The following is a 16,149-nucleotide window of genomic DNA, read 5'->3' as shown; positions in this document are numbered from 1 at the left end:
GGCGCAATTCCCTGCACAGTAGAGCGGCGGGCCGTTCCCGTGGTAGACGGCCACGGTGAGAGTTCTCGTTACCGGCGCCACCGGCTTTCTCGGCACCCACCTCGTCCCCCTCCTTCGCGAGGCGGGACACGAGCTCGTGCTCGTCGCGCGGTCTGTGGATGGACTTCCTTCGGGCCCGGGCATCACGCTCATGGGCGCCGACGTCCTCGACGCCGCCGCGATGAAGCGGGCCGCCGCTGGGTGTCAGCTCGCGATCCACGCCGCAGGGCACGTCTCGCGCCGGCCCGAAGACGCCGAGTCGCTCTATCGCGTTCACGTCGACGGCACGAAGACGGTCTTGGACGCGTGCCGCGCCGCCGGCGTCAAGCGCGTGGTCTATGTCTCTACGAGCGGAACCGTCGCCGTGAGCGACGACCCCGACGCCATCGCCACCGAGAACGACGACGCGCCCATCGGCATCGTGCAAAGGTGGCCCTACTACCGCGCGAAGCTCTTCGCCGAGCAGGCGGCGCTAGAGCGCAACGTGACGGGCGAGTTCGAGGTCGTGTCGATCAACCCCGCGCTGCTCCTCGGGCCCGGCGATCTTCGCGGTTCGTCGACGGAAGACGTGCGCCTCTTTCTGGACGGCAAGATCCCCGCGACGCCGCCCGGCGGGCTCTCGTTCGTGGATGTTCGCGACGCGGCCCGCGCCGTCGTGCTCGCCCTCGAGAAGGGCGAGCCGGGGCAGCGCTACCTGCTCGGCGCGTGCAACCTCACGCTCAAGGAGTTCTTCGGAAAGCTCGAGCGTGTCTCCGGCGTGAAAGCGCCGCGCCTCCACGCGCCGCGAGCGCCGGAGCTCACGCGCCTCGGCGTCCGCGCCCTCACGCGCCTCGCCGACCGCATCGGCGCGAAGATGCCCGTCGACGAAGTGAGCGTCGACATGGCGAGCTTCTATTGGTACCTCGACTCGGCGCGCGCCGAACATGTGCTGGGCTTCTCGTCGCGCGATCCCGTGGCCACGCTCGACGACACCGTCGCCGACCTTCGCGCCCGTGGGGTCGTTTGGCCGGAGCCGCCGCGCGCATGAGCCAAAAGCCTCTCCTCATCGTCAATCCAAACGCCGGCGGCGGGCGCGCGGGCCGCGTCTTCTCCGAGCTCCGGCCCGTCATCGAGGGCGCCCTTGGCGCCGTCGACGTCGCGTTCACCGATCGCGCGGGTCACGGGGTCGACGTCGCGGAAGCGGCGGCGCGCGAGGGGCGCCCTACCGTTGTAGCCGTCGGCGGCGACGGCACCCTGAACGAGGTCGTCAATGGTGTCCTCCGCGGCGTCGCCGCGCGGCCGGCGCCGACAAAGGTCGGCTTCATCGGTCAAGGCACCGGCGGCGACTTTCGGCGCACGCTCGGCGTTGAGCATCGCCTTGATCGCTACCTCGAGGTCATCGCCCGGGGCCGTGAGCGCACCGTCGATGTGGGCCTCGTGAAGTTCGTCGACGGCCAAGGGGTCCGCGGCGAGCGCTATTTCATCAACATCCTCTCCGCCGGCATGGGCGGCCTCGTCGACCGGTACGTCGCCGATGCGTCGAGACTCTTGGGCCCCACGGCCGCGTATTTCGGCGCCTCGCTCAAGGCGCTCGTGGCCATCGAGCGCGGACGCCTCGTGGCGCGCGTCGAGGGCGGCGCCGCGAGCGGTGGTCGCGATGAGCGGCTCGCGACCTTCATGATCGCTGTGTGCAACGGGCGGTTCTTCGGCTCGGGGATGCAGGTCGCGCCCATGGCCGACATCGCCGACGGCCGCCTCGAAGTCGTCTCCATGGGGGGCGACAGCAAGCTCGGCTTCTTCACGACGCACGTGCGAGCCATCTACCAAGGCACCCACCTCGAGAAGCCGGGCACCGTGCATTTCGGTTGCCAGCGCATCGCCTTCGAGCTCGAAAACGCGCGCGACGCCGCAGCGACGTTCTTGCTCGACTGCGACGGCGAGCCGATCGGTGGCCTCCCCGCCGAGATCGAGATCGTGCCCGCGGCGCTGACGCTCTACGCGTAGTGAGGCGAACCAACGATTCGCCTCGCGTCGGGATGGGATGTGGAGCGAGTCGAGGGGCGGACGAGTGTCTGACTCACCCCATTAAGGCGCGCCGCCGAGTCTCTTCTTCAGCGAAGAAGCCGCGCGTCCGATGGCGTCGGCGTCGGCGCCCTTGCGCGCCGACACGACCCACGTGAGCGGAGCCAACTCCGGCGTTGTCGCGATCTCGACGAGGCCCTTGCCAAGGTCGCGCGCCGTTGCCCGCGCCGTGTTGCGCGGTAGCACGACGAGCAGCCCGCCGGTCGCGGCCCGCGCCGCCGCGGCCATCGAGGTGACCGAGACGCGAACGCGCCTCGTCACGTCTTTGGGGAAGCCGTCGTCGCTGTCGAAGTCGGGGCCCGCGGTGGGCGCGACGAAGTGGTGCTCGGAGAGTTCAGCGACGGGCAGCGGCGCGGGTCGAGCGGCGAGTGCGTGCTCGCGCGGCGCGAAGACGCCCAGCTCCACCTTCAGCTCGGCCACGGTTTCGACGGAGGCGTGCTCCACGGGCATCGTGAAGAGGCCGATGTCGATGCGGCCGCTCGTGAGCGCCGCCGCGGCGTCGTCCGTTCCCACGAGCGAGGCCTCGAAGGACCAGTCGGTCTGCGCCGTCGCGAGCTCGACGACGGCGTCTTCGACGAACGCGAGAAGCCAGGGGTGGTTGGTGCCCATGAGCAAATAGGAATCCCAGCGCGGTGAGGCCGACAAAACGTCGTCGATGCGGCGCATCGCCTCGCGCGTGCGCGCCAACAGATCGCTGCCGGCGCGTGTGAGGACGAGCTTCTGGCCGCCGCGCTCGAAGAGCGGCGCGCCGACCTCTTGTTCGAGCTGGGAGACGGCGCGCGAGAGCGCCGACGGGCTCGTGCGCAAGATCGTGGCGGCGCGCCGCACGCCCCCCACTTCAGCCACGGCCCGAAAGGCCGGGAGCCACCCCCACAAGGTCGAGAGCCGTTCAAGCCGCTTCATGAAGCGGCGAGCATAGCCGATCGGTCGTCTAAACTGACGCGCCTGAGGTTCGCGCCGGCGGGGCGTTAGCGCTACGGCGCGGGGGAGTCGGCGCGGCCGAGGCGTCGCTCCATGCGCATCAGCCAGTGCGACAAGTGAAGCCAGCGGTCGGCCCACCCGTTGGTGATGGAGAACGCTTTGTCGTAGGGCGCTCGGTGGTGTTCGGCGTGGCGCGCTTGCGAGAGCAACAACCCGTGCCGCTGGAGGAAGCCAACGACGCGAGGCACGTTGGGGGCGTGAGCCCATTTGTGAAAGAGGCTCGTCGTAGCGCCCAACGCGGCCGTGAAGGCGGCGACCGCTAGGCCGACGCGCTCGAGCGGCGTGTCGCCGTGCAGCACCAAGAGCGCGATGCCGAGAAACGGCACCGTCGCGAGGCAGACGTCGCCGGTCAAGGTTACGAAATCGTGTTCGACGATCGCCAACGGCTCGTCGTGGTGCTCGCGAAAGGACCGCAGCACGTTCGGGCCCAAGAATGGCGTCTCGAGCGAGCCGTATCGATCCGCCAGGAAGTGGACGACGCCTGACGCGACGTCCGCCATGAGGCACGAGAGCGGCGCCATGATGACGGCGAGCGCGACGTCCACCCAGCCGGTGCTGGTTGCGACCCAGCGCTTCGCCACGACCAGCGTCAAGGCCAGGTGACTGGCCATCATCGTGTACTCGAGGGAGCGGTGTGCCCGATCGTAGCCGACGCTCATGAACGGCGACCCGGCGTTCGAGGGCTTGTCTGGGAGTCCAACACGCGCGAAGAATCTCCGGCTACGTCTCTCACGGCAAGAGGCATACGCACCGCGGAGGCGCCCGGATCGCGCTTTTGTTCCTTTTTGCTACGCCCTTTTGTCTACACGCACGAAGGCCAGGTCATTTTCCCCACAGGGCGCGCGCGGCGAACGCGACGCCGAGCACCACCAAGAGGGCGCGGGCCGCGGCGAGGGCGCGAGGCGCACGCCGTCGAGCTTGAGCGGCGGCGCCAAAGGTGACCACGGCCAGGAGTTGCTGAACGACCTCGACGCCGAGCGTGAACGCCAAGACCGACCCGACGAGGGCGTCTCGATCGCCGGCGAGCGCCTCCCTCAGACCCTCGGCAAAGGCCAACCCGTGAACCAGGCCGAACGCGAACGCCAAGAGGGCCGGGACCATGACGTCGCTCGCTCGCGCTCTCCTCGCGTCGCCAGAGGCGAGGGCCGCAAGGGCGATCGACGCGCCGATGAGCGGCTCGATGACGCGCCCCGACGGCAGGAAGAGACCCGTGGCGACGAGCGTGAGGCTCAGCGCGTGCGCGGCGGTGAACGCGAAGACGAAGATCGCGAGCTTGCCGAGCGAGCGAGCTCCCAGCGTGATGGCGACCACGAAGAGTAGATGGTCGACGCCGAAGGCGACGTGCCGCGCGCCGAGCGTCGCGAACTCCCAGAAGAGGCGCGTAGCCGAGCGCGGGGTGGCGAGGTCGATGGTGAGCGCTTCGCCGGCCCTCGCGATGTCGGTGCTCTCGCCGAGCGCGGTCTTGGCCCCGACAACGTAGACATGCGTCACGCCGTGTCCCTTCGTGTCGACGTCGAGCAGCATCGACGACGTGAGTCGGAGCTTTCGCGCGCCGTCGCGCGCCGACGTGGCGTCGCCGACGACCATGTCCACGACGACGAGCTGCGAGCGCGCGTCGGCGCGCGTGTGCACGGGCCTCGCGAACGGAGGGGCTAGGGTCGTCGCAACGGCGCGCGCGCGAGCGGGGCGCCCGCCGACGTCAAATGACAGATGACCCTCGAGGTACGTCGCGTGCTCGCGGGCCGCGGCCCCGAGCTCCCCTTCCGATAGGAACGCGCCTTCGCGCGGCGTTCGTCCGGGCACTTGCGGAAGAGACGCCACAACCGTGGCGAGCGAGCTCGCGACGCGCACAGTGATGACGGCGCTCCGCGCGTCGAGCTCGAGCCGGTCCTCGAGCGTGTCGTGGGCGTGCGCGTCGCGCGCCCAGGCGAGCACGTGCAACGTGACAGAGAGGACCAGCAGCCACAGAGCTTGTCGTCGCGCGGTCACGGCGCGGGATCATAGTCCCGGAGGGCCTGAGCTACGGCATCCAGCGCGCGCAAGTGCCGGGGCGGTCGTCCGCCATGAGGCCATGCGCTCGTCCGGCCCAATAGGCCACGAGGAAGTCGACGCCCGGGAACACGACCCGCGGATCGCCCGGGTCGAAGGTGACGCGAGGCGAACGCTGCCACATGAAGTCGGTCACCGGGCGATCGCCGGGCGAGAGGGCCGCCGTGCTCATGGGGGGCGCGCTGCACGATGCGGCCGCCGGATACTTCAGCCGAACGTCGCGCGGTTCGCGGACGCGCGGGCCCGCGGGGAACGTCGCGAGCGCAGCGCTCGCCGACACGACGTTGGGATCGGTCTGGGCCACCTGCCGTGCCCCGGCCCAGAGGTACGCAAAATAGACGTTCGCGTCGTTCTTGAGGGCGTCCCACAAGCGCTCGTGGAGGACCTCGTTTCGGATGCGCGCGCCGAGCACAGCGTCGTCCTCGAGCCGCGCCCAGAGGTACGCCATGATGAACGCGAAGTGGTTCGGGTAATAGGTGTCGTCGCAGCCGGTGTTCTCGAGGGACCACTTCGCCGCGGTGTCGAGCCAGCCGGGCGCATGGTGCTCGTAGTAGCTGAGAAGCTGCTGGTGCTCCGTCGCCCTGTTGGCGACGCCCGAGGTGGCGCGGAGCGCGCTTCGAAAAAACGCGCCGAGCATCATCGCCGACGCGGCCCGGGGGATCGGCACCGGCAGCCCCGTCAGCGGTTCGACGAGGACGCGCAAGTCGGGGAAAAACTCCCGCATGCCCCGGAATTCGCCAGCGCCGCCGGCGACGTCGCCCGACAGGTGCACCTTGCCCGAGACCATTTCTGACGGGCTCAGGATGACGTTCTCGACGGTGAGCGTCTTTTCGACGCTGAGCGGGATTCCGCCGACGGTCAGCTCAGCGCGCACCGGGACAGCGCGCACCTTCATGAGCTCGAAGGCCAACGTGACGAGGTCGTCGCGCACGGCGCTGCGCACGCCCTCATCGTTCGTCGCTTCGTAGGCGAGCGCGAGCCCGAGCACGGCGCCCGTGTATTGGTCGCGGCTCGTGTCGCCCATGAAATGAAAGGCCTGGCCCTCGTAGTTGACGTTGCAGTGCCACCGCGAGTCTTTGCAGTCGAAGACCTCGATGGGCAGGAGATTGGCACCTGGCAAGACGAGGCGCGCGAGAAACCCCGGCTCGCCGCTGATGCGGAAGGCGCGGTGAAGCGTCGTCACGTGTTCGCCAAGCCGCGCCTCCGCGTCCGGTGAGCCGGTCGCCATGAGTCGCAACGCCTCGGCCGCTAGCGCGGTGCCGGTCCAAATCGATGCGTCGCCGCCGCCGCCGAAGCTCGCCACGGTGGTTCGCGTCGCGTCTGTGTACATCGGGTCCAAGACAGCGCCATGGCGCAGCGCGAGGCGCGCGAGCGACGCTTCGTAGTCGCGAGCGCGGTCGGCGAGGTTCTTTGTGGGCAACGCGGCGATGGCCCCCTTCGTGGCGAGGTCGTAGAGGCGGCACGTGCCACTCGCGGCGACGTCGCCGAGGGCGCACTCGTCGCTGCATCGGTCCGGCGAACACTGGCCAAGGTAACAGCCGCCGGCGCAGAGCTCTTCGGCCCACCGCACGCCGCTGCCGTCCACGACGCATGAGCCGCGCACGTTCCAAGCCGTGCACCTTGCACCAAGCTGCGCGCAGCCGCCGCCGTCTAGCGCCGCGTCGGGCCCCGTGGGCGCGCCTGCGGGCCTGATCGGCGAGGACGCGTCAACGCCGGCGCCCGCTCTCGGCACCGGGTCGGCCGTGCCCGTCGGCGTCGCTCCGCACGCTGTTGCAAGCGCCAAGAGCCACGCGCGCTGCGACCTCGTGTGCATGCCGCGGCATGCGTGCAGCTACGGTGCCATCGAGCGGAGGCGAGACTGATGAACGGTCCGCGCGCGGATTCAGCGCCGTTCGTTTCCACCCGCCGCGTCATTGAGGTCGCATGCGACGACGGAGTCGCACCGCGGCAGCGGGGGCTACATAGGAGCGAGGGTCGCTACGGCGCGTCGAGCCACACGTCGTCGAAGTGCAAGTGGGCGCTACCCTCTAGGCGTTCGTAGCCGACCGCGAGCGACACCTCGCCGATGGGCAACTTGCGAAGCTGAAGTTGGCCGTGAAGCTCGCCGTGATCGCAAACGAGATCCACGCGCGCGGCGGAGTTCTGCGGGTAGCTCAGCGTGAGGACGCACGTCGTCCAATCGTTAAGCGGGAACGTTGGCGCCGTCAGGTCTTCGATCATGTAGCTGCCGTCGGATAGCGGCTCGGAAACGTGAAGCAGCGAGTCGGGCGCCACCATGATGAACAACAGATCGGCGGCGACGCCGGTGGTCGACTTTGCCGTCAGGCGCAACGCTGCGCCGTCGCCAGGGTAGCTCTCCGGGAAGATGGAGAAGCCTGCGCGCACGGTGGTCGCGCCGCCGGGCACCATGAGGGTCTTTTCGAGGAACGCGCGCGCGCTGCTGGTTGGCACGTTGACGGCCAACGAATTCGCACCGGAGCGTGAGGGGTTCGTTTCGAGCGCGAGCTCGCCGCCGCCGGAGAACGTGCTCGTGCTCCAGAGGGCGCCGAGCGGCGCCTCGTCGAAGGTGTCGCAGAACGTGTGGCTCGAGCACGCATCACTCGTCGCGACGAGCACGTCGCCGCCCGCGTCGCTCGGGCTCGGGCCCGACGCGCCGTCAAAGATGGCCGCATCGGCCACCGCGTCGGCGCCGCCATCGGCGCCGCGGCTCGGGGCGTCGTCGAGGCCCGAGGCGTCGACGAGCAGCGAACACGCGGCGAGGGCCAGCGGCGTCGACAGGAGCGCGAACGACGCGCCAACGGCAAACCAACGCGCGACCACGCCACAGGGTACCGCGCGAGGCCGGCGCGCCGCGGAAGAAAGCCGGGCTTACGTTTCGCGTCTGGGGCGTTATCTTGGGGCCGCCATGCGCTTGCCGTACCCCGCCCGCCTGGCCATTGGTCTCTCCGTCCTCTTGATCGCGGCGGCCGGGGCCTACGCCGGGTCGGCCTCCTGGCTGAAGCGTCGCGCCATCGCGGAAGGGCAGGCGCGCGGCTTCGTCGTCGACGTCGGGAGCGCACGCCTCGGCTTTTTTTCTGCGCACCTCAAGGGCGTACGCGTGGGCCTCGAAGGCGTGACGGGGCTCGACGTCGAGCTTCGTGAGATCGACATCGCCGTCGAGGCGTCGGGGCGCCCGTCGCGCATCGCGGCGCGCGGCGGGCAGGTGCGCGTGATTGGCGACGCCGAGCAGCTCGCGTTGCAGCTCGAGGCGTGGCGCGCCCGCCGTCCGGCACCGGCCGTACCGGCATCCACGACGTCCACGTCGCCGGTCGTCTCGGTGACCGGCCTCGAAGGGCAGATTCCCTTGCCCGGCGGCGGGACCGTGGTCCTCAAAGACGCGAGCGTGGAGCGCGACGGCGAGGAGCTCCGCGTGAAGGTCGCGTCGGTGCTCGCGGAGCGTGGCGATGCGCGCGCCGACGTTCGCGGCGCGTCGATCGCGCTCGTGGGGCGCAAGCTCAAGCTCCTCACGGCCGAGAGCGCGTCGCTCGAGCTTGTGCTGCCGGAGCCCAAAGAGGACTCGGGGGCGACCGCGGCCGTCGAGCCTACCCCGCCGGCTTTGCCAACGCCCGTCACCAAGCGGGGAAAAAAGTCTCCGCCGTTGCCCGCCGAGCCGATGCGCGTGACGTTGCCCGATGCGGCGCCGCTCCGCGCCATTGCCCAGTCGATGGCCAAGCGCTTGTCCGAGCTCCTCGTGGAGGGCGCCGACGCCAAGACGGAGCAGCTCTCGCTCGTCGTCACGCGCGGGAAAGACAAGCTCACGCTCGGGCCCGGCGCGCTCACGCTCATGCGGTCACCGGAGCACGTCGAGGTTGAATTCCGGACCAGCGCGGCGACCCAAGCGGGCGCGCCGAGCGGAACGCCGCTGTCAGCTCGCGTCGACTTGCCGACGGCGAGCGGCGACTTGCGCGCGACGCTCTCCGGCGGCCCCGTGTCGCTCACGACGTTGGGCGTCAAGGAAGGCGCCTTCGGGCTCATCGACGTGCCGCGGGCGCAGCTCACTGGCAAGGCGACGTTCAAGATCGACACGGCTGGCGCCGCGAGCTTCGACGCGGACGTCTTGGCCAAGGGGCTCGGCCTCGAGCGCGCGTGGCTGGCGCGGGCTCCGGTTCACGGCCTTGACGTAGGTCTCCGCTTGTCGGGCTTCTTCGAGAGCCGAAAGCGGCTCCGCATCGACGACGCGGAGGCGGCGCTGGGCGCGTTCCGCGGTCGCTTTCGCGGGACCCTCGAGGCGTCCGGTGACGTGGCCCGCGTCAACGGCAGCTTCGAGGTGCCAACGACCGCGTGCCAGTCGCTCATCGACAGCGTCCCCGACGCGCTCATGCCCACGGTGAAGGGCGCCCGCTTCGTCGGCACCTTTGGCGCTCAGGGGAGCCTCGTCTTCGACAGCTCGGCGCTCGACGACCTCGAGCTGTCCTATCGCTTCGACGACCGATGCCGCTTCATCGAAGTGCCCAAGCCGATGGACCGAGAGCGCTTTCGGAAGCCCTTCGTTCATCGCATCGTGAGGCCCGACGGCAAGGAGGCCGAGATGACGACGGGGCCCGACAGCGCCGCCTGGACGCCTCTCGAGCTCATCAGCCCGTACATGCAGGCGGCGGTCCTCACGACGGAGGACGGCGCCTTCTTCAAGCACCACGGCTTCAATCACGCGGCCATCAAGAACTCGCTCGTGGCCAACCTCAAGGCCAAGCGTTTCGTTCGCGGCGCCAGCACCATCAGCATGCAGCTCGCCAAGAACCTCTTTCTCTCACGCCAAAAGACCCTCTCGCGAAAGCTCGAAGAGGTGGTGCTGACGGACTACCTCGAGCAGACGTTCTCCAAGGACGAGCTCATGGAGCTGTACCTGAACGTCATCGAGTTCGGTCCCAACCTCTACGGCATCGGCGCCGCCTCCGAGCACTACTACGCGCGAAAGCCCGAGGAGCTAAACCTCACCGAGAGCATGTTCTTGGCGACGCTCCTGCCGCGGCCCGTCGAGGCCCATCGCATGTACGAGCGCGGCGCCGTGGGCGAGGGGTGGGCGAAGAACCTCCGCTCGCTCGTCGAGATCGCGTTTCGCACCGGCAAGGTCTCCGAAGCGGAGCGAAACGAAGGCCTCTCGCAGGCCATCGTCTTCGTGAAGGAGGGGCAGCCTCGGCCGCCGCCGCGGCCCCCCGCGTCTGGAACGCACGGCGGCGGCGACGAAGAGTGGAAGGTGATCGATTGAGTCGTGGAGGCGGTCTCGCTCGGAGCCGGCCTCAGGGCACGCGGTCGAGGTACGCCGTCACGACCTTGCGTGAGCCCTCGAAGTGCGTGTAGTCGCGGCGAAGGTCGTACATGTTGGGGTTGTGGGGCTTGGTCGTGATGAGTGTATCGTGCAAGCACCAGAGACCGCCCGAGTTGCAGCCGCTGCCGGTCGCGTCGAGCTTGATGGCGCCGCCAAACGACGCGTAGGTTTGGCCGAGCCACTTCATGCTCGAGGTGTTCTTGGAGCACTGCCCTAGGTTGCTATCGCAGGCGTAGACGAAGAACGCGCCCGCCATCTGCGAGAGCGTCTGGCGGCTGCCGGTTCCCCCGCCGTCGAGGTGGAAGATGCTCGTCTTGCCGAGCGTCTCGCTCGCCGGCCCGGCGCGACCGGCCTGCATCATCGACAAGAGCTCCGCCGAGACGAAGGTGCCGCTCGAGTGAGCCACGATGACGATGGACCGGGCCGCTGCGGCGCGACCGGCCGCGAGGTGCGCCGCGATGCGGCTGTTTTGGATCTCGCGGTTCGCGTAGCCCGACTGGTTCGGCCCGCGAATGGCGTAGATGTGACCGAGCGAGAGCGCCTCGCGTTTCTCGCGGAAGAGCTCCTGGGCCCACCTTTGCGAGTAGATGTCCTGCGCCGAGTAGCCGCCGTAGACGAGGATGGCGCTGGTGCCGTCGCCGACGGACTTGTAGCTGACGCCCGTGCCCAGCGTGGTCCACGCCGTGTGCGCCACGTCGTCGTCGCGATCGGCGCCGACCGCCTCGAGCGCGCCCTCGTCGGTCCCGGTCTCCGTGTCGGTGTCGTCGGGCGAGCCCGCGCAGCCGAAGGCGCCTAGGAGTCCAGCGAGCGCGAGAGAGCGAGTCAGCATCATGTGCGAGACGGCAGCACCAAGTGTGCCGCGATGTGGGCGTGCAGGCGCGACCCGAAGAAGCGCGTTGTGCGGCGCCGTCACGATGCCGGCGCTGCGTCCTCGAGGCAGCGGACGTCACCCGCCGAGGACACTGCATGGACACCCGTTTGCCCATCCGGCGTCGCTCGACGAAGGAACTTTCCGTTCTACTTCTTGCCCTGCGCGCGGAGCGCCGCGAAAAAGCGCTGCAGGCGCTCGCGGCACTCGTCGGCGAGGAGGCCATGTTCGAGCGCGAACGTGTGGTTCAAGACGCCGTCGACGCCGATGCCGTACCGCGTACGAACGGCGCCAGCCTTGGCGTCGTCACACCCGTAGACGACGCGAACGATCCTTGCGTTGACGAAGGCGCCGGCGCACATCGGGCAGGGCTCGAGCGTCACATACGCCGTGACGTCATCCATGCGCCAGTTGGCCCGTGCCGCGGCGGCGTTGCGGAGCGCCACGACCTCCGCGTGCGCCGTCGGATCGCGCGTCGTCTCGCGGAGGTTGTGACCGCGCGCGATGACAACGGGGCCAGCAGGCGTGCGCCCGTCGTCGCCGGCTTCGCCCGTCGCGACGAGCACGCAGCCGATGGGCACCTCGCCCTTCGCGGCCGCGAGGTCGGCCTCGACGAGCGCCTCGCGCATGAAGGCCTCGTCGAAGGAGAACTCGCTCACGGGGATTGGGGCGCGCCCAGGAAGATTCGAACTTCCGACACCTGGTTCCGTAGACCAGTGCTCTATCCAGCTGAGCTATGGGCGCAATTCCGAGGAGGCCCCGGAGGGAGCGGCACCATACTCGGGCCATAGAACGTGTCAATTGGTTCGGCGCCGGGAGCGATCCGTATGCGGGCCGCCCGATGGCCTTGGGCCGAAAGGCCGGCGCACCGGTCGCGGGTGGGAGGTGCGCAACTATTTCATGATCGGCCTACCCCCGTGACTCCGTTGCCGGGGATCGGGAGACCATACGACACGCGGCCTTATTGAAATGACACGATTTTTCGCCTGGCACGACGGGTGCTCAAGGTTATTCCCATCAGAGGCCGTCCCGGGGCTGCGGGGCGGAACGTCTCCTCAGGCTCCTTGGAGGCTCCTCTCCTTTCTTACCCGCCCTTCCTTTGCATTTCTTTCCTTCGCCTCTTCTTCTCCTTAGCTCAGCACTTCTTCTTCCTTCGCGTTTCGCTTCGCTTGCTTCCACCGTGGGTCGCTCCTCCGCTCTAGCGAGCGGGTGAGAGAGCAAGCCCACCCGCAGGTTGGTGGTTTACAGCCCCTGCCTGCGTCCACTCGGCGCGCCGTGGTTTCCTTCCCCTGAAGGCCGCGAGCGCGCCGTTTCTCTTTTGTCGCCTCGGTGATGGGTCGCGGTCGGGGTGACTAGGGTCCTAGCGGACCCGTCGACATGACTGGACTCCGTCCCTTCGGGACTCCGTCCAGTAATGTTCGAGGTCGAGGTCGAGGTCGGGGTCGAGGTCGAGGTCGAGGTCGAGGTCGGGGTCGCGGTCGGGGTCGAGGTCGAGGTCGAGGTCGAGGTCGGGGTCGGGGTCGGGGTCGGGGTCGAGGTCGAGGTCGAGGTCGAGGTCGAGGTCGAGGTGACTAGGGTCCTAGCGGACCCGTCGACATGACTGGACTCCGTCCCTTCGGGACTCCGTCCAGTATTGTTCGAGGTCGGTCGGGGTATAGTTCGAGGGTGTTTCGCTGCGTCCCGACGGCCGCTCTGGCTTTAGCGTTCGCCCTCGCGCCAGGTCGCGCGGGCGCTGCTCCGGGGTCGACGTCGGGCGAGCCCCTCATGGGACCGGTTGCCAAGATGCAACCGGCAGCCCGCCACGCGTGGTTGGGCGTCTCGATGCAACCGGCTGGCTCGGCGGTTGTCGTCTCTCAGGTGGCGGCCACGTCGCCGGCGGATCGTGCGGGCCTGCGCGTGGGCGATCGCTTGCTCCGCGTCGCGGGCAACGCGATCGTCGCTCCCGTCGACGTTCAGCGTGCGGTGGCGGCGCGCGCACCCGGTGACCTCCTCGTGCTCGTCTTCGAGCGCGATGGCAAGGAGGGGAGCGTTCGCGTGACGCTGGCGCCACGGCCCTCGGCCGACGAGCAGGCCCGCGCCACGTACGTCGGCAAGCTCGCGCCGCCGTTGGCCGGTCTCGTGACCGTCAACGGGCCTCCGCTCACGACCGAGGGCCTTCGCCATCGCGTCGTGATCCTCGACTTCTGGGCCGTGTGGTGCGTCCCGTGTCGCTTGTCCTTGCCGGCGCTGTCGCAGATGCAGGCGCGCTATGGCGCGCAGGGGCTCTCGGTCCTGCCGATTACCAGCGACCCCGCAGAGAGCGCCGCCACCTTTGCGCGCGACCTCGGTCTGCGCACGCCCGTCGTGCTCGATCCCGAGGGAACGACGACGCGCGCCTACGGCGTGTCGGTCCTGCCGACGACCGTCGTCATCGACCGTCGCGGGGTCGTCAGGGATGTGATCCTTGGCTACGGAAAACTCGAGGCGCAGCGCCTCGAGGCGCTCGTCGCGACGCTGCTCGCCGAGCCCGTGACGCCCGTGACGCCCGCGGCGCCTGCCATGCCCGCGCCGCCCGCGTCGGCCGGCGACGCAGGGGCTGCGGAGGCGGGGGCGACGAAGCCGAAGGCCACCTCGCCATGAACGCGGCGGGGCCCATGACCCGCGTCGTCGATGAGCTGCTCTGGTCGCTGCGACGTGCGGGGCTCGCGATCTCGACGGCCCAAGCCATCGACGCCGTCCGCGCGACGGCCCTCGTGGGCCTCACCGAGCGCCAGACCCTCAAAGACGCGCTCTTTGCGACGCTCGTCACCAAGCGAAGCGATGCGGCGCTCTTCGAGCGCGGCTTCGCAGAGTTCTTCTCAGGCGCACCGCGGCGATCTTTGTGGGAGCGCCTCGACGCGCTCGGCTTCTCCGAGGCCGAACGCCTCACGTTGCGAGAGCTCTTGGACGCCCACGCCGGTGAGACCGACGGCGCCTTGCTCATGACGCTCCTCGGGCGAGGTAGCGACCTCTCGCAGCTCCTCTTGTCGGCGACAGCCGGGGGAGCGCTCGCGCCCGCGTCGCCGCATCACCTCGGCTTCGCCACGCACAAGGTCCTCGAACGCATGGGCGAGGGCCGAGCGCAGAGGCGGCTCGCGCTCCTCAGGCGCTCGCTCGTCGACGCCCTTGGCGAGCGCGGCGAAGCGCTCGCCGACGCCGTGCAAAGCGAGCTCGACGCGGTCTCTGCCGACGTGCGGGAGCACTTCGCGCGCAGCCTCGAGGAGCGCGCGAAGGAGCGCGCGTCGCCACGACCGCGCCTCGAAGACAAAGCCCTCGCGTCGCTCGGCGCCGAAGAGGCGCGCGAGATTCGCTTGGCCATCCGCCGCTTCGTCGAGCGCTTGCGCGGCGGCGCTCGTGTGCGAAGGCGGCGAGCCGCCCGCGGGCGCATCGATCCGCACCGAACGTTGCGCGCCGCCCTCCGAACCTTCGGCGTGCCGCTCAAGCTCGCGCGCAAAACGCGGCGTCGCGATCGGCCGCAGCTCGTCATCCTCTGCGACGTGAGCGACTCGGTCCGCGCGACGTCCCGCTTCATGCTCGAGTTTGTGTCCGCCGCCCATGAGCTCTTCTCAAGGACACGGAGCTTCGTGTTCGTCAGCGACGTGGCGGAGACGACGCACCTGTTCGAGACGTTGCCGACGGCGCGCGCCCTCGAAGAGGCGTGCTCCGGTCGCGTCGTACCGACGACGTCGAACTCGCACTACGGCCGCGCGCTGCGCGCCTTTGAAGGGCTCCTCGGCACGAGCCTCGACCGCAAGACAACGCTCGTCGTCTTGGGCGACGGTCGCACCAACTTTCAAGACGCGGGCGCCGACGTGGTCGGGCGCCTCAAAGACCGCGTCCGATCCCTCTACTGGCTTTGCCCCGAGGGCAAAGACGAGTGGGCCCAGTCGGACAGCGCCATGGTGCGCTACGAGCCTCATTGCACACGGGTGCTGGAGGTGCGCACGGCGCGTGAGCTTGAGGTGGCGGCGCGGACGTTGGTTCGCGGCGTTGGCTAGGAGCTGACTTGCCAAGGGACGCGATTGGAATCATCATTCCAGCCGTGCCTCCCGTCGCGCTCCCCCCGACGCCCTTGCCGACGTCGCGCCGCGCGGAGCTTTCGCAGCGGATCCTAAGCGCCGCGCTCGCCTGCTTCGCCGAGGCCGGCTTCGAAGGAACGAGCATTCCAGCGGTGATGGCGCGCGCCGGTGTCGGCGCCGGGTCGCTGTACCGGCTCTTCGAGAGCAAAGAAGCGCTCTTCAACGCCGTCTTTCGCGAAGCCAAAGGGCGCCTCGCGCAGGCCCTGGCCGCGCCGGCGCTGCCGTCCCAGCACGGCAAGCGCGAGGAGCTCGCCGCGAAAGCAACCTTCGACGCGTTCTGGGGCAGTCTCGTGGCGTTCGCGCGTCGCGAGCCCGTCGCCTTTCGTTTCCTCGAGCTGCACCATCACGCGCCGCACCTCGACGCCGAGAGTCGCCAGGTCGAGCTCAACGTGCTCGCACCGCTCTTGGTGACCTGCATGGATCTCCAGCGCCGATCCATCCTTCAAGACCAGCTCGCGCCGGAGGTCGTCTTGGCGTTCGTGTGGGGAGCTCTCGTGGGGCTCGTGAAGGCCGAGACCCTCGGCTACGTGAAGCTCGACGACGCGGCCTTCCGGCATGCCCGCGACGCGTGCTGGCGCGCGTTCGCCGCGCCCACGCTGCACAAGACCCCTTTCGCGCAGGCCCCTTTCCACGGTGCCGAAAAACCCACGCGCGCTCGCGCGCCGAGCAAGAAGACGACGAGATTGAACGGACGCAAGTCCACGAGGAGGCGATGATGGAACCGCAAGTCGACACCAACGGCAAAGGTC

General features: G+C 69.3%; 14 protein-coding genes and 1 tRNA gene. 7 read left to right on the top strand and 8 right to left on the bottom strand.

Annotated features, from left to right (window positions below; all coding sequences use genetic code 11):
• Positions 1-55 precede the first annotated feature (55 nt).
• Both IPG50_10225 and IPG50_10220 read left to right on the top strand, forming a co-directional pair.
• On the top strand, positions 56-1,066 hold the full coding sequence (locus IPG50_10225; GenBank protein ID MBK6692566.1) for an NAD-dependent epimerase/dehydratase family protein: 1,011 nt from the start codon (positions 56-58) through the stop codon (positions 1,064-1,066).
• Positions 1,063-2,022: a diacylglycerol kinase family lipid kinase gene (locus tag IPG50_10220; GenBank protein ID MBK6692565.1), complete on the top strand. Its 960-nt coding sequence runs from the start codon at positions 1,063-1,065 to the stop codon at positions 2,020-2,022. The genes IPG50_10225 and IPG50_10220 overlap by 4 nt, the downstream gene beginning before the upstream one ends.
• 81 nt (positions 2,023-2,103) lie before the next feature.
• On the opposite strand, the gene IPG50_10215 is transcribed toward IPG50_10220, so the two are convergent.
• The 5 genes from IPG50_10215 to IPG50_10195 all read right to left on the bottom strand — a co-directional run bounded on the left by IPG50_10215 (position 2,104) and on the right by IPG50_10195 (position 7,950).
• Entirely contained in the window at positions 2,104-3,003 is a 900-nt protein-coding gene (locus tag IPG50_10215; GenBank protein ID MBK6692564.1) for a LysR family transcriptional regulator, read from the bottom strand.
• Between the two features lie 71 nt (positions 3,004-3,074).
• The gene (locus tag IPG50_10210) at positions 3,075-3,740 is read right to left on the bottom strand and encodes a hypothetical protein (GenBank protein ID MBK6692563.1); all 666 of its coding nucleotides are present in this window, start codon (positions 3,738-3,740) and stop codon (positions 3,075-3,077) included.
• A 163-nt stretch (positions 3,741-3,903) separates the two neighbouring features.
• Positions 3,904-5,070, bottom strand: a complete 1,167-nt coding sequence (locus IPG50_10205) for a HupE/UreJ family protein (GenBank protein ID MBK6692562.1) — start codon at positions 5,068-5,070, stop codon at positions 3,904-3,906.
• 31 nt (positions 5,071-5,101) lie between these two features.
• Complete coding sequence (locus IPG50_10200) at positions 5,102-6,943, bottom strand: hypothetical protein (GenBank protein ID MBK6692561.1); 1,842 nt, start codon at positions 6,941-6,943, stop codon at positions 5,102-5,104.
• 164 nt (positions 6,944-7,107) lie between these two features.
• The gene (locus tag IPG50_10195; protein MBK6692560.1) at positions 7,108-7,950 is read right to left on the bottom strand and encodes a hypothetical protein; all 843 of its coding nucleotides are present in this window, start codon (positions 7,948-7,950) and stop codon (positions 7,108-7,110) included.
• Between the two features lie 85 nt (positions 7,951-8,035).
• On the opposite strand from IPG50_10195, the gene IPG50_10190 reads away from it, so the two are divergent.
• A complete protein-coding gene (locus IPG50_10190) occupies positions 8,036-10,375 on the top strand; it encodes a transglycosylase domain-containing protein (protein ID MBK6692559.1) in 2,340 nt (779 codons plus the stop codon).
• 31 nt (positions 10,376-10,406) lie between these two features.
• Here the strand turns inward: IPG50_10190 and IPG50_10185 are convergent, their stop codons facing one another.
• From IPG50_10185 to IPG50_10175, 3 genes are all read right to left on the bottom strand, one after another.
• Positions 10,407-11,267 (bottom strand): hypothetical protein, encoded by an 861-nt coding sequence (locus IPG50_10185; protein MBK6692558.1) that lies wholly within the window; start codon positions 11,265-11,267, stop codon positions 10,407-10,409.
• 185 nt (positions 11,268-11,452) lie between these two features.
• Positions 11,453-11,932 (bottom strand): nucleoside deaminase, encoded by a 480-nt coding sequence (locus tag IPG50_10180; protein ID MBK6692557.1) that lies wholly within the window; start codon positions 11,930-11,932, stop codon positions 11,453-11,455.
• 41 nt (positions 11,933-11,973) lie between these two features.
• Positions 11,974-12,047: transfer RNA gene (locus IPG50_10175), tRNA-Arg, on the bottom strand.
• A gap of 670 nt (positions 12,048-12,717) precedes the next feature.
• Between IPG50_10175 and IPG50_10170 the strand changes: the two genes are divergently transcribed.
• The 4 genes from IPG50_10170 to IPG50_10155 all read left to right on the top strand — a co-directional run bounded on the left by IPG50_10170 (position 12,718) and on the right by IPG50_10155 (position 16,116).
• Complete coding sequence (locus IPG50_10170; GenBank protein ID MBK6692556.1) at positions 12,718-12,903, top strand: hypothetical protein; 186 nt, start codon at positions 12,718-12,720, stop codon at positions 12,901-12,903.
• Positions 12,904-13,067: 164 nt separating this feature from the next.
• Complete coding sequence (locus tag IPG50_10165; protein MBK6692555.1) at positions 13,068-13,922, top strand: redoxin domain-containing protein; 855 nt, start codon at positions 13,068-13,070, stop codon at positions 13,920-13,922.
• Positions 13,923-13,936: 14 nt separating this feature from the next.
• Entirely contained in the window at positions 13,937-15,319 is a 1,383-nt protein-coding gene (locus IPG50_10160) for a VWA domain-containing protein (GenBank protein MBK6692554.1), read from the top strand.
• Positions 15,320-15,327: 8 nt separating this feature from the next.
• Entirely contained in the window at positions 15,328-16,116 is a 789-nt protein-coding gene (locus IPG50_10155) for a TetR/AcrR family transcriptional regulator (GenBank protein ID MBK6692553.1), read from the top strand.
• The last annotated feature ends 33 nt before the right edge of the window (positions 16,117-16,149 follow it).

The sequence above is a fragment of the Myxococcales bacterium genome, from assembly GCA_016703425.1.
GTDB lineage: Bacteria > Myxococcota_A > Polyangia > Polyangiales > Polyangiaceae > JADJCA01.
This window is presented reverse-complemented; position numbering and strand designations above follow the sequence as displayed.

Bases quoted from the DNA above. Each gene is read 5' to 3' on its own strand.
- IPG50_10170 (MBK6692556.1), top strand. From the start codon at position 12,718: ATGTTCGAGGTCGAGGTCGAGGTCGGGGTCGAGGTCGAGGTCGAGGTC.
- IPG50_10200 (MBK6692561.1), bottom strand. From the start codon at position 6,943: ATGCACACGAGGTCGCAGCGCGCGTGGCTCTTGGCGCTTGCAACAGCG.
- IPG50_10190 (MBK6692559.1), top strand. From the start codon at position 8,036: ATGCGCTTGCCGTACCCCGCCCGCCTGGCCATTGGTCTCTCCGTCCTC.
- IPG50_10215 (MBK6692564.1), bottom strand. From the start codon at position 3,003: ATGAAGCGGCTTGAACGGCTCTCGACCTTGTGGGGGTGGCTCCCGGCC.
- IPG50_10180 (MBK6692557.1), bottom strand. From the start codon at position 11,932: ATGCGCGAGGCGCTCGTCGAGGCCGACCTCGCGGCCGCGAAGGGCGAG.
- IPG50_10160 (MBK6692554.1), top strand. From the start codon at position 13,937: ATGACCCGCGTCGTCGATGAGCTGCTCTGGTCGCTGCGACGTGCGGGG.
- IPG50_10210 (MBK6692563.1), bottom strand. From the start codon at position 3,740: ATGAGCGTCGGCTACGATCGGGCACACCGCTCCCTCGAGTACACGATG.
- IPG50_10165 (MBK6692555.1), top strand. From the start codon at position 13,068: ATGGGACCGGTTGCCAAGATGCAACCGGCAGCCCGCCACGCGTGGTTG.
- IPG50_10220 (MBK6692565.1), top strand. From the start codon at position 1,063: ATGAGCCAAAAGCCTCTCCTCATCGTCAATCCAAACGCCGGCGGCGGG.
- IPG50_10185 (MBK6692558.1), bottom strand. From the start codon at position 11,267: ATGATGCTGACTCGCTCTCTCGCGCTCGCTGGACTCCTAGGCGCCTTC.